This is a genomic window from Microbacterium sp. SSM24, from assembly GCF_025989145.1.
Lineage (GTDB): Bacteria > Actinomycetota > Actinomycetes > Actinomycetales > Microbacteriaceae > Microbacterium.
In genome coordinates, this window is the sequence record NZ_JAPDNQ010000001.1 from 1,895,722 (window position 1) to 1,918,123 (window position 22,402).

The window sequence follows — 22,402 nt, forward strand, 5'->3', positions numbered from 1 at the left end:
GAGATAGATGAACAAGCGAGGACTGATCGTCCGCACCGCCGTCGGAGCAGTCGGCGGGATGCTGCTGATCGGCGTAGCCGGCGCGGCCATCGCCGACGAGGTCGGCAGCGACGAGGTCGACGTCAACGTCACGATCGAGGCGCTCGAGCCTGTCGGCGCGCTCACCCTGAGCGTGGCGGCCGACTCGACGACGCTCACCGAGGTCGACTCGGGCGATGCCGCCGTGCGCCAGTTCGACGGCGTCCTGCCGACGGTCACGGTGACCGACGACCGCGCCGAGGTCCCGGCCGACACCTTCTGGTACGTCAACGGGCAGTCGTCCGCCTTCTCGGCAGCCGGCGTGCCGGACATCGGCCCCGAGTACCTGGGCTGGACGCCGGCGCTCACGAGCGACGACAGCAACGGCGAGGTCTCCGCGGGCGAGCAGGTCGACACGATCCTCGACGACGGCCCCGACGCGGTGGGTCTGGCCGGTGAGGAGCTTCTCGCGATCGCGCCGAACTTCGGCGAGCTGCCGAGCGGCTCGTGGACGGCGAACGCGAACCTGTTCCTGAAGACGCCTGTCGACGTCGCACCGGGCAGCTACTCGGCGACGATCACGCTCACGCTGTGGGAAGACGGAATCTGATCCGTCCTGCAGCGGACTCGTGTTGAATCGGGTCGGGGCCGTGCTGCGCGGCCCCGACCCTGACGTCTGGATCCACCCATCGTGACCCACCTTCCTCAGCGACCCGCGATGATTGCGCGGGCGCTGCTCGCCGTCGTGATGTCGCTCGTGCTCCTCGCCACGGCGAGCCCGGCGGCAGCCGCCGGCGACACCGACGACGCGCCCGAGATCCGCTGGTCGGTCGTTCCCGCCGACGCCTCGGGACCGGACGGACGCACCGCCGTCGAGAACGATCTCGACCCGGGCGAGAGCGTGTCCGATCGCTTCGCGGTCCGCAACGTCAGCGATGTCGAGGTCACGTTCCGCCTGACCGCCGCCGACGGGTTCTACACCCGCAACGGCCGGTTCGACATCCTCCCCGCCGACCAGGAGTCCGTGGACTCCGGCACATGGATCTCCCTCCCCGACGAGGTGACCATCCCCGCGGGTGAGACCGCGATCGTGCCGTTCGAGATCGCCGTTCCCGACAACGCCGAACCCGGCGATCACGCGGCCGGGATCACGGCATCCGTGCTCTCGGTGCAGACGGGCGACGACGGCGCGAACGTCGGCGTGGAGAGCCGCGTCGGATTCCGCGTCACCACGCGCGTCACCGGCGAGCTGTCGCCCGAGCCCGCCATCACCAGCGTCGTCGCGGACTACGCACTGTCGTGGAATCCGCTGCGTCCTGGTCAGGTCACCGTCGCCTTCGAGGTCGAGAACGCCGGCAACACCATCCTCCTCGTCGAGGGCGCTTTCAACGCGGGTGGACAGAGCACCGCCTTCCCCGCCGACGGCGAGAAGCCTCAGGAGCTCCTTCCCGGCGACAGCCGCAGCTTCACCGTCGTCGTGGACGACGTCTGGCCGCTGTTCGCCGTGCCGGTCGAGGTCGTCGTCGCCCCGACGATGCTCACGATGACGGGGGAGACCGCCGAGGTGACCCCGGTCACGTCGACCACGACGCTCTGGGCGATGCCGTGGCCGCAGCTGATCATCCTTCTCGGCCTCGGGCTGCTGATCTGGGCGCTGATCCAGGGACGCGTGCGATCGCGGCGCCGGCTCGATTCGATGCTCGCCGACGCACGCGAAGCAGGACGCCGCGAGGCATCCGAGACGGAAGACACCCGGTGACGAGCGGCGCTCGCGCCGCCGGTGCGCTCGCCGGTCTTGCTCTCGCGCTCGCGGTCGTGGCTGTCCCCGCCTCGCTCGCGGCAGCGCAGGAGTCCGAGCCGGACCCCGGTCGCGTCACCGTCACTGTCGAGATCTCGCCGCTTGCGTGCCCCTCCCCGCCGGGGAACCCCTGGGGGCCGGGGAAGCCGGGCAAGCCTCCCCACGCGGGGAACCCGAACCACCCCTGTCATCCGGGCAACCCCGGCGGTCCGGGCAACCCCGGTCATCCGGGTGGACCGGGCGCTCCCGGGTACCACGCCAACCCCGGCCGCCCCGGGAACGCGGGGGAGGGCGCCGCAGGTGCCCCGAGGCCGACGCCGTCGCCGACGCCGTCGGCCGCACCCGCCGCGCCGGGAGGACCCGGGAAGGGCGACGGAAACGGCGACGGCGGCGACGGATCCGAAGCGACGCCGCGCGCGGAGACGACTCCCGCGGGCTGGCTCGTCGCGGGAGGGGTCACGGCAGCGGTCGGCATCGGCGGTCTCACGTGGCTGGTTCTCGGTCGGCGCGCTGCGGCTGCCGCGGCGGCGGCAGCCCCCTACGATGTGGTCAGCAAGAAAGCACGGTGAACCGCAGTGTCCGAAGCGACAAAGGGCTGGCAGCGCCCGAGCATCTACGACGTTGCCAAGCAGGCGGGCGTCTCGCACATGACGGTCTCACGCGTGCTCAACGGGCATCCGAACATCCGCGAGTCCACCCGTGAGCGCGTGCTCCAGGCGATCGATGAGATGAACTACACCCGCAGCTCGATCGCGCGGGCGCTGGCGACACGACGGGCGATGCGCATCGGCGTGATCGTCGACAGCCCCGTGCAGTGGGGCCCGAACAGCACGCTGCGCGCGATCGAGAGTGCCGCACGCGATGCCGGGTACGCGATCAGCGCGTTCTCCATCTCCGATGACGAGGAATCGCAGATCGACGCCGGGGTCGTCGAGCTCCTGACGCAGGGCGTGGACGCTCTGTGCGTCATCGCGCCGCGGGCCTCATCGCTCGACACCCTCCGTCAGCAGAGCACCGGGCTGCCGACCCTCGTCATCAAGGCGGAGTCCGACCCCGAGATGCATACGGCGGCCGTCGATCAGCGGGCGGGCGCCATGGCGGCCGTGATGCACCTGATCGAGCTCGGGCACCGCTCGATCGCCCATCTCTCGGGCCCCCTCGACTGGTACGACGCGCGTGCGCGCGAGCAGGGGTGGCGCGACGCGCTCGCCGACGCGGGTCTGCCGATCGCCCCGCCGGTCGTCGGCGACTGGACGTCGGACTACGGCTACACGTTCGGCAAGACGTACGACTTCGCGGACGCCACCGCGGTTTTCGCCGCCAACGACCAGATGGCGCTCGGCCTGGTCCATGGCCTGTCCGACCGCGGTCTCCGGGTGCCGGACGACATCAGTGTGGTCGGCTTCGACGATCTTCCCGATGCGCGGCACTTCCTGCCCCCGCTCACCACCGTGCGTCAGGATTTCGCCGCGCTCGGCGCGCTCGCCCTGCAGATCATCATCGCCGCGATCGAAGGCGGAGAGGTCGACGGCCACGACATCATCGAGCCGCGCCTGATCGTGCGCGGCTCGTCGGCCGCGCCGCGTCTCTGACCTCGCACCCGCGTACGCTCGCCGCTCGCTCCTCACGCTCGTGTCCCGGGCGGCGCGGGCTCGATCGCGGCCGCTGCGAGGGGATCGATCGCGCCGGCGGCGCGGGCTCGATCGCGTCCGCTGCGCAGGAGAGATCCGCTGGGCAGGACGACCAACCGCCGGTTCGGCCTGCGGCACGGATTTCTCCTGCAGGAGAGATGTGGCGGTCTCGCGACTGTGGGATGTTCCCGCTCACGGAATCGTGTTAATGTTCGCGGTAACGGTGAAGTAACGAATTCCAGAATTGTTGTTGCGCAAAGCGTTGTTAGCGCGCACAATGGACTCGCACACACCCGAGAGTGTCCCGAATGGGGCACGGGACTTTCTTCCCGACCGAGAGCGTCGGGGAGTCTCAAGGAGGAGAAGAAATGGTCAGCAAGAAGCGGATGCTCGGACTTGTCGGCTTCGTCGGTGCCGGAGCGCTCGCGCTCGGCCTCGCCGGCTGCGCGGGCAGCGGAGACAACGGCGACAGCGGCTCGGACGGCGGCAGCGGTGACGACCTCACCACGGTCGGCTTCGTCGCGGTCGGCCCCGAGGGCGGCTGGCGCAACGCCAACGAGCAGGCGATCAAGGACGCGTTCTCGGAGGAGGCCGGCTTCGACCTGAAGTACGCCCCCGCAGCGAGCCCGACCGACCAGAAGTCGCAGATCGACGCGTTCGCGACGTTCGTCAACGACGAGGTCGACGTGATCCTCCTCACCGCGACCGAGGCATCCGGCTGGGACGACTCGCTCGCCCTCGCCCAGGAGGCCGAGATCCCCGTCATCCTGCTCGACCGCGGTGTCGACTCCAGCGATGACCTCTACGTCACCCGCATCGCCCCCGACAACGTGAACGTCGCCGCCACCGTCGGCGACTGGGCCGTCGAGGCCTTCCCGGACGGCGCGAGCTACTTCACGCTCGAAGGCGTCCCCGGACTCTCCGTGGTCAACGAGCGCAACGAGGGCTTCGAAGCCGTGATCGAGAACGCCGACGGCTGGAACAAGATCGGCGCGCAGACCGCGAACTGGACCGCTGACGAAGGCAAGTCGGTCATCGAGACCGTGCTGAAGGAGAACCCCGACCTCCAGTTCATCTTCGCGCAGAACGACGAGATGGGCATCGGCGCAGCCGCCGCAGTGACGGCCGCCGGACTCACCCCGGGCACCGACGTCAAGATCGCCACGATCGACGGCACCACCCCGGCCCTCGAGGCGCTCGCCGCGGGCGAGCTGAGCTTCGTCGCTCAGTACAACCCCTTCTTCGGCGACCTCGCCGTCGACGCGGTCAACGCCGCACTCGCGGGTGACAGCGTCGAGAAGGTCATCATCGTCCCGGGTGAGACCTTCGACTCGCCCGAGGCCGGCCAGGCCGCGATCGATGACGGCAAGGGCTTCTGATTCGATCCAGCTTCGGCTAGACGAGAAGTGATGCGAGCGGGGGCTGCCGTTCCGGTGGCCCCCGCTCGTGCTCGTCCACACCCCGAAAGCCCGCTCAGCAGCAACAAGGAACCACGCAGCCATGATTGAACCGATCGCGATCGTCGAAGTCCGAAACGCATCCATCACCTTCCCCGGGGTGAAGGCGCTCGATGACGTCAGCTTCCGGCTGCTTCCCGGCGAGGTCCACACCCTCATGGGTGAGAACGGCGCCGGCAAGTCCACCCTCATCAAGGCGCTCACCGGCGTCTACCAGATCGACTCCGGCGAGATCGTCGTCGCGGGGCAGGTGCGGCACTTCACCGGCACGGCCTCTGCCCAGGCCGCCGGCATCTCCACCGTGTACCAGGAGGTCAACCTGTGCACGAACCTCACCATCGGTGAGAACGTGATGCTCGGGCACGAGGTGCGCGACTGGACCGGCATCAATTGGCGCAAGACCTACGCCCGCGCCCGTGAGGCCCTCGCCCGCATGGGGCTCGGCGACCTCGACCCCCGCGCGCCCCTGTCGTCGATCTCCATCGCGATCCAGCAGCTCGTCGCCATCAGCCGCGCGATGGTCACCGACTCCAAGGTGCTCATCCTCGACGAGCCGACCTCGAGCCTCGACGCGAACGAGGTCGAGGTGCTCTTCGACGTCATCCGCCGCCTTCGCGACCAGGGCGTCGCGATCCTCTTCGTCTCGCACTTCCTCGACCAGGTCTATGCGATCAGCGACCGGATCACGGTCCTGCGCAACGGCACCTTCGTCGGGGAGTACCTCAAGCGCGACCTCGATCGCACTCAGCTCATCTCGAAGATGATCGGCAAGGACTTCGAGACGCTGCGCGCCCTCGGCTCCAATCGGCAGACCCAGCAGCGCGACCGCAGCGTCACCCCGCTCTTCGCGGCCGAGAGCCTCGGCCGCAAGGGGGCGATCGAGCCCACGGATCTCGAGATCCACGCGGGCGAGGTCGTCGGGTTCGCCGGCCTGCTCGGCGCCGGCCGCACCGAACTCGCGCGCCTCATCGCCGGCGCGGACAAGCCCGACTCCGGGACGATCCAGCTCCGCGGCAAGAAGACGTCGCTGAACTCGCCCGTCGCCGCGCTCTCGCAGGGCATCGCCTACTCGACGGAGAGCCGGCGCGATGACGGCATCGTCGGCGATCTCAGCGTCCGCGAGAACATCATGCTCGCCGTCCAGGCACGTCGCGGCTGGCTCCGCCGCGTTCCCGCGCGCGAGGTCGATCAGCTCGTCAACACCTACATGGAGCGCTTCAGCGTCAGGCCCAACGACCCCGACCGGCCGATCCGGCTGCTCTCGGGCGGCAACCAGCAGAAGGTGCTGCTCGGCCGGTGGCTCGCCACCAACCCCGATCTGCTCCTCCTCGATGAGCCTACGCGAGGCATCGACGTCGGCGCCAAGGCCGACATCCAGGAGACCGTGGCCGAACTCGCCGAGGGCGGGATGAGCGTCGTGTTCATCTCCTCCGAACTGGAGGAGGTCGTGCGGCTCTCCGAGCGGATCGTCATCCTCAAGGACCACCAGAAGGTGGGCGAGGTCGTCAACGGACCGGAAGTCACCGCAGAGAGCATCGTCTCCGTCATCGCCACCGAGTCGGGCGACGAGGCCGAGAAGTCCGCCGACGCCCTCGCGGAAGAGGTCGCTGCCGGAGAAGCGGCGACCGACAACGAAGGGAGCGCGTCATGAACCGCGTCAAGACCGCGCTGCGCACGCCCTGGTTCTGGGCCATCGTCGGCATCGCGCTGCTGCTGCTGATCAACTCGATCAAGAACCCCGCCTACCTCGCCGTCAGCGTCAACCCGACCACGGGCATGCTCACGGGCAACGTGCTCGACATCCTGCGTGTGTCGGCGCCGATCATCATGATCGCGCTCGGCATGACCTTCGTCATCGCCACGGGGGGCATCGACCTCTCCGTCGGCTCGATGATGGCGGTCGGCGGCGCCGTCGCCATGGAGACGCTGTCGAACCTCGAGGGCTCCTCGCCGGTCGGCGCGATGCTGACGGCGATCGGCCTGGCGCTCGCGCTGGCGATCGTCCTCGGCGCGATCAACGGATTCCTGGTCTCGGTGGTCGGCCTGCAGCCCTTCATCACGACCCTGATCATGATGCTCGCGGCGCGCGGCATCGCCCGCGTCATCACCGGCGGGCAGAACACCAACGCCACCAACGAGCCGTTCCGCCTTCTCGCGAACGGGCAGATCCTCGGCATCCCGACGAGCTTCGTGCTGGCCATCGCGATCGTGGTCCTCATCGCGCTGGCGATGCGCCGGACGGCGCTCGGGCTCATGATCGAGTCGATCGGCATCAACCCTCACGCGAGCCGGCTGGCCGGCATCCGTCCCAAGCCCATCCTGCTCGGTGTCTACGTCCTCTCCGCCGCCCTCGCGGCGGTGGGTGGACTGTTCAGCGTCTCGGAAGTGATGACGGTGAGCGTGGGCGGCACCGGCAACCTGATGGAGCTCGACGCGATCCTCGCCGTGGTCATCGGCGGCACGTCGCTCGCCGGCGGGAAGTTCTCGATCGTGGGATCCACCGTGGGCGCCCTCCTCATCGCGACCCTGAACAAGACCGTGCTGTTCCTCGGCATCCCCGCCGCGGCGACGCCCGCCTTCAAGGCTCTGGTCATCATCGTGCTCGTGCTCCTCCAGTCCGAGCGCGTGCGTTCGTGGTTCGTCAGCCGCGCGAAGTCTCCGCGCCTGCCCAGCCCGCCGCCGACGCCATCGGCGGAACAGGGCACGTCCGTCACCAAGGAGGTCGTCGCATGAGCTCCTCGCGCACGCTCACCGAAGCAGTTCCCCCCGTCCCCAACCTGCCGGAGAGCCGGAACACGCCCGGCGCCGCCCGCCTGGCCCGGCTGTGGGAGCGCAATCAGACCCTCATCCCGACGCTCGCGGCGCTCGTTCTCCTGTTCGGCATGCTCATCTACGCCGAGGTGGCGTACGGCAGGGTCTTCCACGCGGGAACGATGTCGAGCCTGCTGATCAGCTTCGCGCCGACGATCATCCTCGCCGTCGGCATGACCATCGTGATCGTCTCGGGCGGCATCGACCTCTCCGTCGGCGCGGTCGTCGCGTTCACCTCGGTCGCCGGTGTGATGCTCATGAACATCGGCATCAACGGCTGGGTGTCGATGGCCCTCATGATCCTGTTCGGCGCGCTCTTCGGCGCGATCGCGGGGGTCATGATCCAGTACTTCAACGTGCAGCCGTTCATCGCGACGCTCGCGATGATGTTCCTGGCGCGAGGCCTCGCGTCGATGCTCTCGACCACGCCCGTCCAGGCCGCCGACGACTCGCCGATCCATCTGCTCGCGACGGACTGGAAGATCATCGACGGTCCCAAGGTCAACGACCTGACGATCACCCCCGGCCTCATCATCGCCGTGCTCGTCGTGCTGGGCGGGATGTTCTTCCTGCACCGCAGTCGCAGCGGCCGCACGGTCTACGCCATCGGCGGAAACGAGTCGTCCGCAGGGCTCATGGGCCTTCCGGTCGCACGGACGCGCGTCGGGATCTACATCATCTCGGGTGCGCTGGCGGGCCTGGCGGCGATCGTCTACACCGCGGAAGTCGGCGGCAAGGCGCAGAACGTCACCGGCATCGGCTGGGAGCTCGACGCGATCGCGGCCGTCGTCATCGGCGGAACGCTGCTCACGGGCGGCTACGGCTACATCCTCGGATCGGTGGTCGGCGTGTTCGTGCTCGCGGCCCTGCGCCTGATCATCACGAAGGACGGGACGATCAACCCCGAATACCTGACGATCATCACCGGCGCGGTCCTGCTCGTGTTCGTGCTGCTGCAGCGGGTGCTCACGCGGCGAAGGGCGAGCTGATGGCGAGCGCCGATCTTCAGGCATCCATCGATGCCGTGCGCGCGGATGTCGCGAGGCTCCACGGCGAGCTCGTCCGCTACGGCCTGATCGTGTGGACGGGCGGGAACGTCTCGGGCCGTGTGCCCGGCGCCGACCTGTTCGTGATCAAGCCATCGGGGGTGTCGTACGACGACCTGACGGCCGAGAACATGATCCTGTGCGACCTGGACGGCACCGTCGTGCCGGGCACGCCGGGGAGCGAGCGCAGTCCGTCGAGCGACACCGCGGCGCACGCGTACGTGTACCGGAATATGCCGGAGGTCGGGGGAGTGGTGCACACCCACTCGACGTTCGCGGTGGCGTGGGCGGCGCGCGGCGAGGAGATCCCGTGCGTGATCACGGCGATGGCGGACGAGTTCGGTGGTCCGATCCCGGTCGGGCCTTTCGCGATCATCGGCGACGACTCGATCGGCCGAGGCATCGTCGAGACCCTCACCGGTCACCGCTCCCGGGCGGTGCTGATGCAGAACCACGGCCCGTTCACCATCGGCGTCTCGGCCAAAGACGCGGTCAAGGCCGCCGTCATGGTCGAGGATGTCGCGCGCACCGTCCACTATGCGCGGGAGGCCGGTCCGCTGATCCCGATCCCGCAGGCGGCGATCGACAGCCTCTACGACCGGTACCAGAACGTCTACGGCCAGTCCGCCGACGAGCGTCGCGACGCCGAGGAGCAGGCATGATGGCGGCGGCTGCCGCGCAGGCGATCCGCGACGGCCGCGCGGTCCTCGGCATCGAGCTGGGGTCGACGCGCATCAAGGCGTGCCTCGTGCTGGCCGATGACCCGTCGACGGTGCTCGCGGTCGGCTCTCACGCATGGGAGAACCGGTTCGTCGACCGGCTCTGGACCTACGCGATCGACGACGTGTGGACGGGGCTGCAGGCGGCGTACGCCGATCTCGTGGCGGACGTGCGCGGCCGCTACGGCGTCGGAATCGAGTCGCTCGCCGCGATCGGCGTCTCGGCCATGATGCACGGCTACCTCGCGTTCGGCGCGGACGGCGAGCTGCTCACCGGCTTCCGCACGTGGCGCAACACCAACACCGATCGCTCGGCTGCCGTGCTGTCGGAGCTGTTCGGTGTCAACATCCCGCTGCGCTGGTCGATCGCCCACCTGTACCAGGCCGTCCTCGACGAGGAGCCGCACGTCGGCGACGTCGCCTTCTTCACCACCCTCGCCGGATATGTGCACTGGAAGCTCACCGGGCGCAAGGTGCTCGGCGTCGGCGACGCCTCGGGAATGTTCCCGATCGACTCGTCGACGCACGACTACGACGGCGTGCTCCTCGAGAAGTTCGACCGGCTCGTGTCGGAGCGGGCGCACGGACTCGCCGTGGCGGAGCTGCTGCCGGAGGTCCTGGTCGCGGGCGAGTCCGCGGGCGAGCTGACGGCCGAGGGCGCCTCCCTCCTCGACACGAGCGGAGCACTTCGACCGGGCGTGCCGTTGTGCCCGCCCGAGGGCGATGCCGGCACGGGGATGGTCGCGACGTGCTCCGTCGCCCCCCGCACCGGCAACGTCAGCGCGGGAACCAGCATCTTCGCCATGGTCGTGCTCGAACGACCGCTGTCACGCGTGCACCACGAGCTCGACCTGGTCACGACCCCGGCCGGTGACGCGGTGGCGATGGTCCACTGCAACAACGGCGCCAGCGAGCTGGCGGCGTGGGTCGGCCTCTTCGACCGGTTCGCCTCGGTCTCGGGCAGCGGACTCAGCTCCGACGACGTGTTCGAGACGCTGTTCCGCGAGGCGCTGGACGGGGATCCGGATGCCGGTGGCCTGCTCGCCTACAACCACCTCGCAGGCGAGCCGATCGCAGGGCTCACGGAGGGCCGTCCGCTGTTCGTGCGCACGCCCGACAGCCGCTTCACGCTCGCGAACTTCATGCGCGCGCAGCTGTACGGGGTGTTCGGCACTCTCGCGCTGGGCATGCGCGTCCTCGACGACGAGGGCGTGACCCTCGACCGGATGTTCGCCCACGGTGGCGTGTTCCGCACGGCGGGCGTCGCCCAGCGATTCCTCGCCGGCGCGCTGGACGCGCCCGTCGCGGTGGGGGAGACCGCGTCCGAGGGCGGCGCGTGGGGCATCGCCGTCCTCGCCGCCTACCTCTCCGCGGCCCCCGGATCGGACCTCGACCAGTACCTCCGTGAGCGCGTCTTCGGCGCGGCATCCTTCCACACCGTCGATCCCGACCCCGAGGACGCGCCCGGCTTCGCGGCCTACCTCGGCCGCTACCGCGCCGGTCTCGCCGTCGAGTCCGCCGCCGTCTCCGCACTCTGAATCACCTCTCCTGGAAACCCCGAAGGACCCTTCATGACCCGTCAGCCTCTCGCCACTTCGCTCGATCAGTTCGAGGTGTGGTTCGTCACCGGCAGCCAGAACCTCTACGGCGAGGAGACGCTGCGTCAGGTGGCCGAGCAGTCGCAGGCAGTCGCGGAAGGCCTCGCGGGTCTGCCGGTGAAGGTGGTGTGGAAGCCGGTGCTGAAGGACTCCGACTCGATCCGCCGTCTCGCGCTCGAGGTGAATGCCCGCGACGACGTCATCGGCGTGATCGCCTGGATGCACACGTTCAGCCCGGCGAAGATGTGGATCTCGGGGCTGGACGCGCTTCAGAAGCCCCTCCTGCACCTGCACACGCAGGCCAACATCGAGCTGCCGTGGGCCGACATCGACTTCGACTTCATGAACCTGAACCAGGCCGCGCACGGCGACCGCGAGTTCGGGTACATCCAGACCCGGCTCGGGGTGGCGCGCAAGACGGTCGTCGGTCACGTGTCGAACCCGGTCGTCGTGCAGCAGATCGACGACTGGCAGCGCGCGGCCGCCGGTTGGGCGGCGGTGCGCACCCTGAAGCTCGCCCGGTTCGGCGACAACATGCGCTTCGTGGCGGTCACCGAGGGCGACAAGACCGAGGCGGAGATCCGCTTCGGCGTGCAGGTGAACACCTGGGGCGTGAACGAACTGGTCGAGGCGGTGGATGCCGCGACGGATGCCGACATCGACGCGCTCGTGGAGGTCTACCTCGCCGAGTACGACGTCGCCGACGACCTGCTCCCCGGCGCCGAGCGGCACCAGTCGCTGCGCGACGGCGCCGCGATCGAGCTGGGCCTGCGCTCGTTCCTGGAGGAGGGCGGCTTCGGCGCGTTCACCACCTCGTTCGAGGACCTCGGCACGCTCAAGCAGCTCCCCGGTCTCGCCGTGCAGCGGCTGATGGCCGAGGGGTACGGGTTCGGCGCCGAGGGTGACTGGAAGACAGCGATCCTGGTCCGCGTGGCCAACGTGATGGGCGCCGGGCTTCCCGGCGGCGCGTCGCTCATGGAGGACTACACCTACGACCTCGTCCCCGGCAAGGAGCGCATCCTCGGCGCCCACATGCTCGAGGTCTCCCCGTCACTGACCTCGACCACGCCGCGCCTGGAGGCGCACGAGCTCGGCATCGGCGGCAAGGACGACCCGGTGCGGCTGGTCTTCACCGCCGACCCCGGCCCCGCCGTCGTCGTCGCGATGAGCGACATGCGCGACCGGTTCCGCCTCGTCGCGAACGTCGTCGAGAACGTCGACGCCCCCGACCTGCCCAACCTCCCGGTCGGCCGCGCCGTCTGGGAACCCGCACCGGACTTCGCGACGTCGACCGCGTGCTGGCTCGCCGCCGGCGCCGCCCACCACACCGTCATGTCCACCGCCGTGGGCATCGAGGTGTTCCGCGACTTCGCCGACATCGCCAAGACCGAGCTCCTCGTCATCGACGAGGACACCACCGTTCGCGGCTTCCAGCGCGAACTGCGCTGGAACCAGGCCTACTACCGACTCGCCCAGGGCCTCTGAACGAGGCCGGACAACCCACCCGCACCGACACCCTGAGGGGCTCTCACCGATGAGAACGCAACCGTACCCGTCCCCCCGACGACCGCGCCGACGCGCCACGCGCCGGGCTGTCGCGGCATCCGTCTCCGCAGCCCTCGTTCTCTCGGTCATGGGGCTCACAGCGCCCCTCGCGGCGAACGCCGCGGTCGTGCCCGCACCGAGCGCGCACTACGACATGTCGCATGCCGGTTCGACGCTGCTCGACGTGTCGGGCAACGGGCGCAACGCGACACTCACGGGACTGACGGACGCCTCGTTCGCGACGGCCGGGACGGACGACGTCCTGCGCTTCCGCGCCGACGGCTACGCCGCGCTCCCGCAGGGCCTGGTGACCGGTGCCGACAACAGCTTCACGGTCGAGTACACCGTGTCGACGCAGACGTCGGCGAACCACTTCGGGTGGGTCATCGGCGATGGCGTCGGTCCGTGGAACACCACCCAGCTCGGCAACCACATCTTCCTCAGCCCGCGCTCCTCGCAGGGCGGCTACGTCAACCAGGTGCTCGCGGCGATCCGCGTGAAGTCCGGCACGGACAACGGCGAGTCCCGTCTGCCCGCCGGCGGCGGCCTGAACCCGGGCTTCACGACCCTCACGATGGTCGGGTCGGGCAACACGCTCACGGTCTACCGCGACGGCGCCGTGATCTCCACGCTGACGCACACACGCGCGCTCAGCTCGATCATCCCGACCGGCGGTGTGCTCGGATATCTCGGCCGCTCGCTGTACCAGGGCGATCCGCTGCTGCGGGCGGATGTCTCGGACGTGAAGTTCTGGGATGTCGCGCTCACCGCCGAGGAGGTCTCGACGAGCATGCCGACGGCCGCCCAGAAGACGGCCGCCACCTCCGCGCTGCTGCGCGGCGACGTGCTCGCGAACATGCTCGGCGCGAACGCGTCGCTCGACAGCGTCACGACCAACCTCACGCTCCCGGCGACCGTGAACGGCGTCACACTCACATGGGCGTCGTCGGCACCGTCGGTGATCTCGACCACGGGCGTCGTCTCCCGCGCGATCACCGAGAACGCCGCCGTCACCCTCACCGCCACCACGTCGCTCGGCTCGACGCTCACGTTCGACGCGACGGTGCTCGCCCCGAGCGTCGGCGCCGACCTCGACGCGATCGTGCTCGCCGAGCGCACCACCGAGAACCTGCCCCTCGCCACGACGGGCTCCGTCAACGGCGCGGCCATCACGTGGACCTCGTCCGACCCTGGGCTCGTGACGGCGACGGATGCCGCGTACACGGCGCCCGCCGTCGGTGCGGCCGATCCGTTCCGCGGCGGCGGGCTCGTCACGCGTCCCGCCTACGGCGCGGGCGACAGCGAGGTCACGCTCACGGCCCACGCGACGCTCAACGGCCAGACGGCGCAGCGCACGTTCGAGGTGACCGTGGCCGAGCTGGGGCGCTGGGCGCCCGACGCCGGCTACGCCGCCGCGTACTTCAAATCGGACGGCGACGAGAAGATCTACCAGGCGGCGACGTCGGGCAACGACTTCTTCACCTTCTCGCCGGTCAACGGCGGCAACGCGGTGATCACGTCGACCGCCGACACGAAGGGTCTGCGCGACCCCTACATCCTGCGCTCGAAGGACGGCGACAAGTACTACATGGTCGCCACCGACCTGTGCATCAGCTGCGGTACCGGCTGGGGCCCTGCGCAGTCGAACGGCAGCCTGAAGATCGAGGTCTGGGAGTCGACCGACCTCGTGCAGTGGGAGCGGACGAACGGCGAGAACACCGGCATCACGATCAACCAGCCGGCTGCCGGCATGACCTGGGCGCCCGAGGCGTACTGGGACGACGACCTGCAGTCGTACGTGGTGTTCTTCGCGTCGCGTCTCTACTCGGATGCGTCGCACACGAACTCCGACAAGCTGTACGCCCGCATGTTCGCAGTGCTGACGCGCGACTTCCGCACGTTCACCTCCCCGCCCGCCACGTGGCAGGACACCGGGTACGCGCGTATCGACTCCACGGTGACGAAGATCGGCGACTACTACTACCGCTTCACGAAGAACGAGGAGAGCGGCGCCGCCGGCACCCTCGAGGCCGGCAAGGACATCTTCCTCGAGCGATCGAAGGTGCTCACCGCCCCGACGACCTCGTCGAGCTGGTCGGCCGACCCCGAGACGACGTGGCAGCTCACGGATACGCGGATGACGAGCCTCGAGACCGGCCAGTCCGGTGAGGGACCCGAGATCATCAAGCTGAACGAGGGGGACCCGAACAACACGGGCGACGGCTATGTGTTCCTCGTCGACAACTACAGCGCGGGCGGCTACCGTGCCTTCGTCACGAGCGGCGCGGCGATCGCGTCGAGCCAGCAGTCGAACCGCCTCTCGCAGCGTGCCGAGTGGAACGTGCGTCCCGTCGGCGGGCTGCCCGCGAGTCCGCGCCACGGCGCGTTCGTGAGCGTCACGAAGACGGTGCTCGACGCCATGCGCGGCTGGACCGAGGTCGCGGCCGTCGCGTCGACGACCACGCTCACCGCGGAGGGCCGCGACGTCACCGCAGAGGTGGTCGCGGCCGACGGCGGAGACGTCGTGGGCTCCGTCACCTTCTCGGGAGGCTCGTGGAGCAAGACCGTCGACCTGACGGACGGCGCGGCGAGCGCCGCAGTGCCCGCGGGCGTCTCGTCCGTCACGGCGCACTACGACGGCTACACGGACGGTCTCGTGAGCGCGTCCACGTCGTCCTCGGTCGCCCTGGGTCTCGAACTCGCCGCCACCGGAGCGACCCGCTGCGTGTCGGGCAAGATCACCGAGATCGTGAGCGTCACGAACACCGACGACGTCACCGCGACGGTCACCATCGCGGGCCGCTACGGCAGCAAGACGGTGTCGATCGCCCCCGGCAAGACGACGTCGGCCAGCTTCACGACGCGCGCGATCGCGATCACCGCCGATGAGGTGGTGCTCACCGCGACGGCGTCGGACGGTCGCACGCACTCGTCGACGGTCGTCGTGGCCGCGGCATCCTGCCAGTAGTCCTTCGACGCGCGGCCCCGCGACCTCGGTCGCGGGGCCTGCGCCGATCGCGGGATACTGGACGCTTCCACCCAACGAATCCAGGGAACTCCTCCATGCCTCGAATCCCGATGTCCGGCACCCAGCACGCGCTGCGCGCGGGCGACTACGAGGCGGTCATCGCCAGCATCGGCGCGACAGTCCGCTCGCTGACCTATCGGGGTCGTGACCTGGTCGTGCCGTTCGACGCCGACGAGGTGCGCCCCTCCTACCGCGGTGCGACGCTCGCGCCGTGGCCGAACCGGGTCGTCGACGGCCGCTACACGTTCGGCGGCGTGGAGCATCAGCTCGCCCTCACCGAGCCCGCGCGATCGCACGCGCTGCACGGCCTCGCGGGATGGCTCGACTTCGAGGCCGTCGACAAGGGTCCCGATCACGTCACGCTCGCCGCGGTCGTGCAGCCGCAGAGTTCGTACCCGTGGCGGGTGCTCGTCGTGACGCGCTTCTCGCTCGGCCCCGACGGGCTCACGCAATCGGTGACGGCCCGGAACGAGAGTGCGGATGCCGCGCCCTGGGGCACCGGACCCCACCCGTATCTCGTCGCGGGCGAGGGCCACGTCGACGACTGGACGCTCGAGCTCCCGGCCGCGCAGGTGCTCGCGGTGACCGACGACCGGCTCATCCCGACCGACCTCGTGCCGGTCGATTCCGACGACCCCGAGCGGTTCGACTTCCGGGCGCCCCGCCGCCTCGGCGCCGTCGAGATCGACCACGCCTATGCGGGTCTCGCACGCGACGGCGACGGCATCGCGACCGTGCGCGTGACCGATCCCGCCGGCTCCGGCGTGCAGATGTCGTGGGATGCCGCGTGCCCGTGGGTCCAGGTCCACACGGCCGACAAGTCCGAGCCCGCGCTCAGCCGACTCGGCCTCGCGGTCGAGCCGATGACCTGCGCACCCGACGCCTTCAACGACGCGGACTACCCCTTCGACACGGGGCTGATCTCGCTCGAGCCCGGCGCCGAATCGACCGCATCCTGGCGGATCGCCGCGATCGACTGATCACGGGTCGGGCCGCGGTCAGTGGTGGCCGGGTTCGATGAGCTGATGCCCGCCGTGCCCGGTCGCGTTGCGCCCGGCTTCCGTGGCGCCCAGCGCCGGCGTGACGAGCGCGGCGACGATGATCGCGGCGACGAGCAGCGCCCAGACAGGAGGGGGTGCGGCATCCGTCGCCCCGCGGGAGCGGGCGCGCAGCACGGCGGCGCATGCCAGGGCGATCGTGACGAGCAGCGCCATCGCGGCGGCGGTCGCGAGGATGCTCGTGCGGACCGGATCCGCCGCGAACGCGACGGTGACACCGGCGATGCCGGCCAAGGCGCCGACGACGCCCGTCCGCGGGACGACGATGCGTCCGCGGGCGAGCGTCGCAGCTCCCCATACGAGTGCGCCGGCGCCGAGCGCGAGCAGGACGGCGCCGGCCCCCCGGGCGGCTCCGTCCTGCGTCAGCACCCCTGCACCGAGCGCGAGCTCGATCAGGCCCGCGCCCCACGCCGCGACGGCCGCCCAGGCGACGGCAGTACCGCGGAGGCCGGCCCCAGCCGGCCCTGCGGACGCGTCGGGGGCGGACGTCTGCGTGGTGGTCGCGGTGGTCATGTGCGGATCCGTCAGGCCACGCGGCCGGAGGTGTCCGCGCGCACCGAGCGCTCTGCGCCCAGTCCGACACCGAGCAGAACCAGGGCGCTGGCAAGGTGCAGGAAGTGGTCGAACGTGTTCAGCGCGAGGATGTTGAGCGCCGTGCCGACGAGGAAGAACCCGACGACTCCGAGCAGCAGGTAGACCGCGCCGACGACGACGTTGACGGTCTTGGCCGCGCGGGCGTTGCTCAGCCCGGCGATCAGCAGCGCCGCGCCGATCAGCAGATGGGCGATGTTGTGGAGCGGGTTGACCTCGAAGATCCCGAGGAGCAGTCCGCCGTCCGTGGCGATGAATCCGACGCCGCCCGTGACAGCGAACCCGAGGGCGCCGACGACGAGGTACACGGCGCCGAAGATGGTGGCGACGAGGCGATTAGGTGACGATCGCATGAGCGTTCCTCCTGTTTGTGGCGGCGGATGCCGCGTCTGGCATGTTCTTCGGATCGCTGGCCCGATCGGTTTGGAACCCGTTCGAGGGTGCGACCCCACGCTTGAAGCTAGGGCCGGGCGCGCGGGGGAGGAGAGGGCTTGCGCGACCGCTCGCGCGTTGGTATTCGCGCGTTCGCAAGACGGGTGCTGCGCCGCCCCTATGCTGAGCGCATGACTCTCGCCAACACTGTCACCGACACCGCCGATCTGACCTCCCTGTGGGGGCCCACCAGCATCGTCGGCTTGATCTGGTACGTCCTCGTCGTGGTCGCCCTCTGGAAGGTCTTCAGCAAGGCCGGGTATCCCGGCATCCTGGCGATCATCCCGATCGTGAACGTCGTCATCCTCGTGAAGATCGCCGGTTACTCCGCCTGGCTGACGTTGCTCTACCTGATCCCGATCGTGAACCTCGTGTTCTCGATCATCGTTGCGGTGCGCGTCGGAAAGGGGTTCGGCAAGGGCGGCGCGTGGTCGTTCTTCCTGCTCTGGCTCTTCGCCTTCATCGGCTACTTCATCCTCGGCTTCGGCAAGGCCACCTACACCAAGCCCGCCTGAGCGTTCAGCCGATCGGCGTCGTGGTGTCGATCGCCTCGCGCAGGGGGCGCCGCATCGGCGCCCAGTAGCGCGTGGGCGTGAGGCGCGTCAGCACATCGACCAGGCGCGCCTCGCGTCCCACCATCGTCCTGGGCCGACGTCGCACCGTCGCCTCGACGATCCGCTCCGCGGCATCCGCCGGCTCGGTGTGGTACATCGCCGCCTGCGCGGCGGCGGCGCGCTCGGCGACGGCCGGGTCGATCGCCGCGGCGAAGCGCCCGCGCCCGATGATGCCCGTCTTCACCCCGGCGGGATAGATCGCGCCGACCGTGACGTTCGTGCGTTCGAGCTCGTGCCTCAGCGACTCGGTGAAACCGCGCACCGCGAACTTGCTCATCGCGTAGGGGATGCGGCCGGCGGGCGCGGCGAGACCGTAGATGCTCACGAGGTGGGTGATGTGCGCGGCGGGCTCGCGGCGCATCGCGGGAAGCAGCGCCTTCGTGACGTTGACGGTGCCCCACAGGTTCACCTCCATGAGCCAGCGCATCTCGGCCATCGTCAGCTGATCGATGTCGCCGAGCATCGACGATCCTGCGCACGTGATCAGCGCCTGGACGTGAGGGTGGGATGCCTCGACCTGGCTCGCCAGCGCGACGACGGCGTCGTCGTCGGTCAGGTCGACGACGTGGCTCGTGTGGCCGGAGCCGACGAGCTCGGCAGCGAGCGCGTCGAGGCCCTCGGCGTTGCGGTCGACCAGGGCGAGGCGGGCGCCGCGGCGGTCGAGTTCCCGCGCGACCTCCGCGCCCATCCCGCTGGCGGCTCCGGTGATCACCGTCGTCCTCCCGCGGACGTCGAGCCGCTGCATCCTCGACATGGTGATCCTTTCGTCGTCATCGATCGATCCTCCGATTCTCGCTGACTCCGGAGGCGTGCGCGGACGCTAGCCTCGATACCGAGGAGGAGGTGCGATGGGCAAGACGGCTGAGGCGATCGCCGAGGGTGTGTCCATCGCGTCCGCGGCGGCACGGCTCGCGGTGCGCAACCACATCCTCGTCGAGACGATCGCGCACGACACCCCGTTCGACGTCGCCACGACCGCACCCTTCGCACACGACACGCTCATCGCGCTCGCCGAGGAGCAGGAGGCCGCCGCGGCCCTCGCCAAACGTCAGCGCAAGAAGGCCTGGGGGAAGTTCACCGACCCGGACGGCACGCACGACTACCGCGATCGCGACATGCGCAATCTGCGCAAGCGCCACCGCCAGTACGTCGGTGTCGCGAAAGAGCTTCGTCGCATCGCGGAGGACCCGCACGCCGTGCGCACGCTGGTGGAGCAGTCGAGGGATGCCGCATGGGGCGATGTCGAGGCGAACCTGCAGCGCCGCCTGCGCGTGGAGGGCATGCGCCCCGACCTCGACCCCGACTACGAGAAGATGCGGAAGGCGCGGATGCAGTCGCTGCGTCTGGTCGATCTGCCCCGTCTCGCCGCGCACCGCCGCCACCTCGCGGACGACGCGGAGCCGGCGGAGGCCGTGAACGGGCCGCCGAGCCCGCGGGCATCCGGGATCGACCTGAGCGAACTCGACGCCTGAGCAGGACACGCCCGGGTCGCGGCATCCGCTTCGCTCGATTCGCGCGCGTGCGGGGCGTGCGGTATTCTGGACGACGTTGTGCGCGAGAGCGGGCAACATGCGCCCGTAGCTCAATGGATAGAGCATCTGACTACGGATCAGAAGGTTGGGAGTTCGAGTCTCTTCGGGCGCACACTGTGTTGAGACAGTCATGAAGAAGGCCCCTCGAGGGCCTTCTTCTGTTTCTACGGTCGGTTCACGCCGCAACTCTGGCGCGGCGAACCGCTATCGACAGGACCGCCGCGATCGCGCAGAGCGCTGCGCCTCCCCACCAGGCATAGGTATATGTGCCGAAGGTGTCGCGGATGAGGCCGGCTCCGAGGGCAGCGGCCGCCGCGCCGATCTGGTGGGCGGCGAAGACCCAGCCGAAGACGATCGTGCCGCGATCGCCGAAGATCTCGCGGCACAGTGCCGAGGTCGGGGGGACGGTCGCCACCCAGTCGAGCCCGTAGATGACGATGAAGAGCACCATGCTCGGGTGCACGATGTCGGAGAGCAGCCACGGGAGCAGGAACAGTCCCACTCCGCGGAACCCGTAGTACGCGACGAGGAGGATGCGCGGGTCGAACTTGTCGGTCAGCCAGCCCGAGGCGACAGTGCCCAGGATGTCGAAGACGCCGACCACCGCGAGCAGTCCGGCTGCCGTGGTCGTGGCCATGCCGTGATCGTGCGCCGACGGGATGAAGTGGATGCCGATGAGCCCGTTGGTCGTCGCGCCGCAGATCGCGAAGGCGATGGCGAGTGCCCAGAACGACGGCTTCCTCGACGCGAAGGCGAGGCCTTCGATCGCCCGTCTCGCGGCGTTGCCCGTCGCGCGGACGGGTGCCGTGTGGGTGGCCGGGTCGCCGCCGAAGGGCAGCACTCCGCGGTCCTCGGGGTAGTCGCGCAGGACCACCCACACGACCGGCACCACCGCGAGCGCCGCGGCGGCCACGACCAAGGACGCCGCGCGCCAGCCGGCCGTCTCAGCCAGTTCTGCCAGCACCGGCAGGAAGATGAGCTGTCCTGTGGCCGACCCGGCGGTGAGGATGCCCATCACGAGCCCTCGCCGTCGGACGAACCACCGGTTCGCGATCGTCGCCGCGAAGACGAGCGCCATCGAGCCGGTGCCGAGGCCGATGAGGACTCCCCAGAAGACGAGGAGCTGCCAGGATGCCGTCATCAGCACGCTGCCGGCCGCGCCGAGGGCCACGAGGGTGAGGGCGGTGGCGACCACCTGCCGCACCCCGAAACGGTCCATGAGCGCGGCGGCGAACGGCGCCGTCAGGCCGTAGAGGAGGAGGTTGACGCTCACGGCCAGTGACATCACCGTCGTCGACCAGCCGAACTCCTCGTTCAGCGGGATCATGAGCGCCCCGGGTGCCGCGCGGAATCCTGCCGCGGCGAGCAGGGCCAGGAACGCGACCGCCGCCACCCACCACGCGGGGTGGATGCGGGAGCGCCGTCCGGATCCGCCGGGTTCGGGAAGCGGGCCGGGCTGCGGCATCCCTTCGTCGACCTGTCGGGTCATCCGCTGGTCTCCGGCGCCGCAGCGGCCAGATAGGCGACGGCATCGATCTCGATGTCGAATTCGCCCGACCAGCTCGCGACGGGGACGAAGACCCGCGTCGGCGCGGCGTCGGGGAAGTGGCGCGCGTAGACGTCGTTGATCGTGCGGTAGTGGCCGGCGTTCGCGGCGTAGACGCGCACATTGACGACGTCGTCGAGCGAGGCCCCCGCCGCGGCGAGGCAGGCGGTCAGCGCCCTCAGGCACGTGTCGGTCTGCGTGGCGATGTCGCCGCGCACGAGCTCACCCGTCTCGGGATCGTAGGGCGGCAGGCCCGAGACGTAGACCATCGGGCCGGCGGTGTTGACGAGCGTGAGCGGGACTCCCAGGCGCGCGAACGCCTCGGACAGCACCGGGACGGTGACGATGGATCGCATGATGACCTCGGCTCTCGCTCGCTAACTTTCCTGAAGAAAGCTACACTAGCGGCATCCGGGACCGCTACCCGGGGGAGGAGACGCGAGATGCCGCTGAGATCCGATTGGTCGAACGAGTTCTGCCCGATCCGTCGCTCGCTCGACGTCCTGGGCGACCCGTGGGTTCTGCTGATCGTGCGCGACGTGCTCCATGGGCGCGGCCGGTTCGACGCCCTCCGCGAAAACCTCGGCATCGCCGATGCCGTCCTCAGCCGTCGCCTGAGCGCGATGGTCGACGCCGGCCTGCTCACGCGGGTCGATTACCGAGACGGCGGTCGCGTGCGGCAGGGCTACGCGGCCACGGATGCCGCAGCCGAGCTCCTTCCGATCCTCCAGCAGCTCGCGGTCTGGGGTGAGCGGCACACCAACACCCCGCCGGGTGGCGGCCACATGGCGATGATCCACGAAGCCTGCGGCCACGAGACCACGCAGGGCGAGATCTGCAGCGCGTGCGGGCAGGCGCTCGCCGCCGCGGACATGACGTGGGTCAAGCCGTGGAAGAACGCGCGCGACCGGCTGCAGCCGGCCGGCGTCCTGGTGTGATCAGTGTTCCCACCCGCGCTCGTGTGATCAGTGTTCCCAC

General features: G+C 69.8%; 21 protein-coding genes and 1 tRNA gene. 17 read left to right on the plus strand and 5 right to left on the minus strand.

Going from position 1 to position 22,402, the window contains the following annotated elements; genetic code table 11:
• The first annotated feature begins 7 nt into the window (after positions 1 to 7).
• From OL358_RS08650 to OL358_RS08710, 13 genes are all read left to right on the plus strand, one after another.
• Entirely contained in the window at positions 8 to 628 is a 621-nt protein-coding gene (locus OL358_RS08650; RefSeq protein WP_264709575.1) for a hypothetical protein, read from the plus strand.
• 81 nt (positions 629 to 709) lie between these two features.
• Positions 710 to 1,777, plus strand: coding sequence for a DUF916 domain-containing protein (locus OL358_RS08655; protein WP_264709576.1), 1,068 nt, complete (start codon positions 710 to 712; stop codon positions 1,775 to 1,777).
• Positions 1,774 to 2,385, plus strand: coding sequence for a hypothetical protein (locus tag OL358_RS08660; protein ID WP_264709577.1), 612 nt, complete (start codon positions 1,774 to 1,776; stop codon positions 2,383 to 2,385). Before OL358_RS08655 ends, OL358_RS08660 begins: the two co-directional genes overlap by 4 nt.
• A gap of 6 nt (positions 2,386 to 2,391) precedes the next feature.
• On the plus strand, positions 2,392 to 3,408 hold the full coding sequence (locus tag OL358_RS08665) for a LacI family DNA-binding transcriptional regulator (protein WP_264709578.1): 1,017 nt from the start codon (positions 2,392 to 2,394) through the stop codon (positions 3,406 to 3,408).
• Between the two features lie 407 nt (positions 3,409 to 3,815).
• Positions 3,816 to 4,826: a substrate-binding domain-containing protein gene (locus OL358_RS08670; protein ID WP_264709579.1), complete on the plus strand. Its 1,011-nt coding sequence runs from the start codon at positions 3,816 to 3,818 to the stop codon at positions 4,824 to 4,826.
• Between the two features lie 121 nt (positions 4,827 to 4,947).
• Positions 4,948 to 6,555: a sugar ABC transporter ATP-binding protein gene (locus OL358_RS08675; RefSeq protein ID WP_264709580.1), complete on the plus strand. Its 1,608-nt coding sequence runs from the start codon at positions 4,948 to 4,950 to the stop codon at positions 6,553 to 6,555.
• Entirely contained in the window at positions 6,552 to 7,637 is a 1,086-nt protein-coding gene (locus OL358_RS08680; RefSeq protein ID WP_264709581.1) for an ABC transporter permease, read from the plus strand. The genes OL358_RS08675 and OL358_RS08680 overlap by 4 nt, the downstream gene beginning before the upstream one ends.
• Positions 7,634 to 8,704: an ABC transporter permease gene (locus tag OL358_RS08685; protein ID WP_264709582.1), complete on the plus strand. Its 1,071-nt coding sequence runs from the start codon at positions 7,634 to 7,636 to the stop codon at positions 8,702 to 8,704. Before OL358_RS08680 ends, OL358_RS08685 begins: the two co-directional genes overlap by 4 nt.
• Entirely contained in the window at positions 8,704 to 9,423 is a 720-nt protein-coding gene (locus tag OL358_RS08690; protein WP_264709583.1) for an L-ribulose-5-phosphate 4-epimerase, read from the plus strand. Before OL358_RS08685 ends, OL358_RS08690 begins: the two co-directional genes overlap by 1 nt.
• Positions 9,423 to 11,018 carry a xylulokinase gene (locus OL358_RS08695; protein WP_264710261.1) on the plus strand — a complete coding sequence of 532 codons (1,596 nt, stop codon included), beginning with the start codon at positions 9,423 to 9,425 and terminating at the stop codon, positions 11,016 to 11,018. The genes OL358_RS08690 and OL358_RS08695 overlap by 1 nt, the downstream gene beginning before the upstream one ends.
• 33 nt (positions 11,019 to 11,051) lie before the next feature.
• A complete protein-coding gene (araA, locus tag OL358_RS08700; RefSeq protein WP_264709584.1) occupies positions 11,052 to 12,563 on the plus strand; it encodes an L-arabinose isomerase in 1,512 nt (503 codons plus the stop codon).
• A gap of 49 nt (positions 12,564 to 12,612) precedes the next feature.
• Positions 12,613 to 15,591 (plus strand): immunoglobulin-like domain-containing protein, encoded by a 2,979-nt coding sequence (locus OL358_RS08705; protein WP_264709585.1) that lies wholly within the window; start codon positions 12,613 to 12,615, stop codon positions 15,589 to 15,591.
• A gap of 95 nt (positions 15,592 to 15,686) precedes the next feature.
• A complete protein-coding gene (locus OL358_RS08710; protein WP_264709586.1) occupies positions 15,687 to 16,631 on the plus strand; it encodes an aldose 1-epimerase family protein in 945 nt (314 codons plus the stop codon).
• A gap of 18 nt (positions 16,632 to 16,649) precedes the next feature.
• Here OL358_RS08710 and OL358_RS08715 read toward each other — a convergent pair whose 3' ends face one another.
• Both OL358_RS08715 and OL358_RS08720 read right to left on the minus strand, forming a co-directional pair.
• Positions 16,650 to 17,222, minus strand: a complete 573-nt coding sequence (locus tag OL358_RS08715) for a hypothetical protein (protein WP_264709587.1) — start codon at positions 17,220 to 17,222, stop codon at positions 16,650 to 16,652.
• An 11-nt stretch (positions 17,223 to 17,233) separates the two neighbouring features.
• On the minus strand, positions 17,234 to 17,653 hold the full coding sequence (locus OL358_RS08720) for a DUF4383 domain-containing protein (RefSeq protein WP_264709588.1): 420 nt from the start codon (positions 17,651 to 17,653) through the stop codon (positions 17,234 to 17,236).
• A 210-nt stretch (positions 17,654 to 17,863) separates the two neighbouring features.
• Between OL358_RS08720 and OL358_RS08725 the strand changes: the two genes are divergently transcribed.
• Positions 17,864 to 18,247 carry a DUF5684 domain-containing protein gene (locus tag OL358_RS08725; protein WP_264709589.1) on the plus strand — a complete coding sequence of 128 codons (384 nt, stop codon included), beginning with the start codon at positions 17,864 to 17,866 and terminating at the stop codon, positions 18,245 to 18,247.
• A 4-nt stretch (positions 18,248 to 18,251) separates the two neighbouring features.
• Here the strand turns inward: OL358_RS08725 and OL358_RS08730 are convergent, their stop codons facing one another.
• On the minus strand, positions 18,252 to 19,100 hold the full coding sequence (locus OL358_RS08730; RefSeq protein ID WP_264709590.1) for an SDR family NAD(P)-dependent oxidoreductase: 849 nt from the start codon (positions 19,098 to 19,100) through the stop codon (positions 18,252 to 18,254).
• A 94-nt stretch (positions 19,101 to 19,194) separates the two neighbouring features.
• Between OL358_RS08730 and OL358_RS08735 the strand changes: the two genes are divergently transcribed.
• Both OL358_RS08735 and OL358_RS08740 read left to right on the plus strand, forming a co-directional pair.
• Positions 19,195 to 19,818 carry an asparagine synthase gene (locus tag OL358_RS08735; protein ID WP_264709591.1) on the plus strand — a complete coding sequence of 208 codons (624 nt, stop codon included), beginning with the start codon at positions 19,195 to 19,197 and terminating at the stop codon, positions 19,816 to 19,818.
• Between the two features lie 99 nt (positions 19,819 to 19,917).
• Positions 19,918 to 19,990, plus strand: a tRNA-Arg gene (locus OL358_RS08740).
• Positions 19,991 to 20,053: 63 nt separating this feature from the next.
• Here OL358_RS08740 and OL358_RS08745 read toward each other — a convergent pair.
• A complete protein-coding gene (locus tag OL358_RS08745) occupies positions 20,054 to 21,367 on the minus strand; it encodes an MFS transporter (RefSeq protein ID WP_413631348.1) in 1,314 nt (437 codons plus the stop codon).
• Positions 21,364 to 21,780: a RidA family protein gene (locus OL358_RS08750; protein ID WP_264709592.1), complete on the minus strand. Its 417-nt coding sequence runs from the start codon at positions 21,778 to 21,780 to the stop codon at positions 21,364 to 21,366. Before OL358_RS08750 ends, OL358_RS08745 begins: the two co-directional genes overlap by 4 nt.
• Before the next feature lie 87 nt (positions 21,781 to 21,867).
• Between OL358_RS08750 and OL358_RS08755 the strand changes: the two genes are divergently transcribed.
• Positions 21,868 to 22,362 carry a winged helix-turn-helix transcriptional regulator gene (locus OL358_RS08755; protein WP_264709593.1) on the plus strand — a complete coding sequence of 165 codons (495 nt, stop codon included), beginning with the start codon at positions 21,868 to 21,870 and terminating at the stop codon, positions 22,360 to 22,362.
• The last annotated feature ends 40 nt before the right edge of the window (positions 22,363 to 22,402 follow it).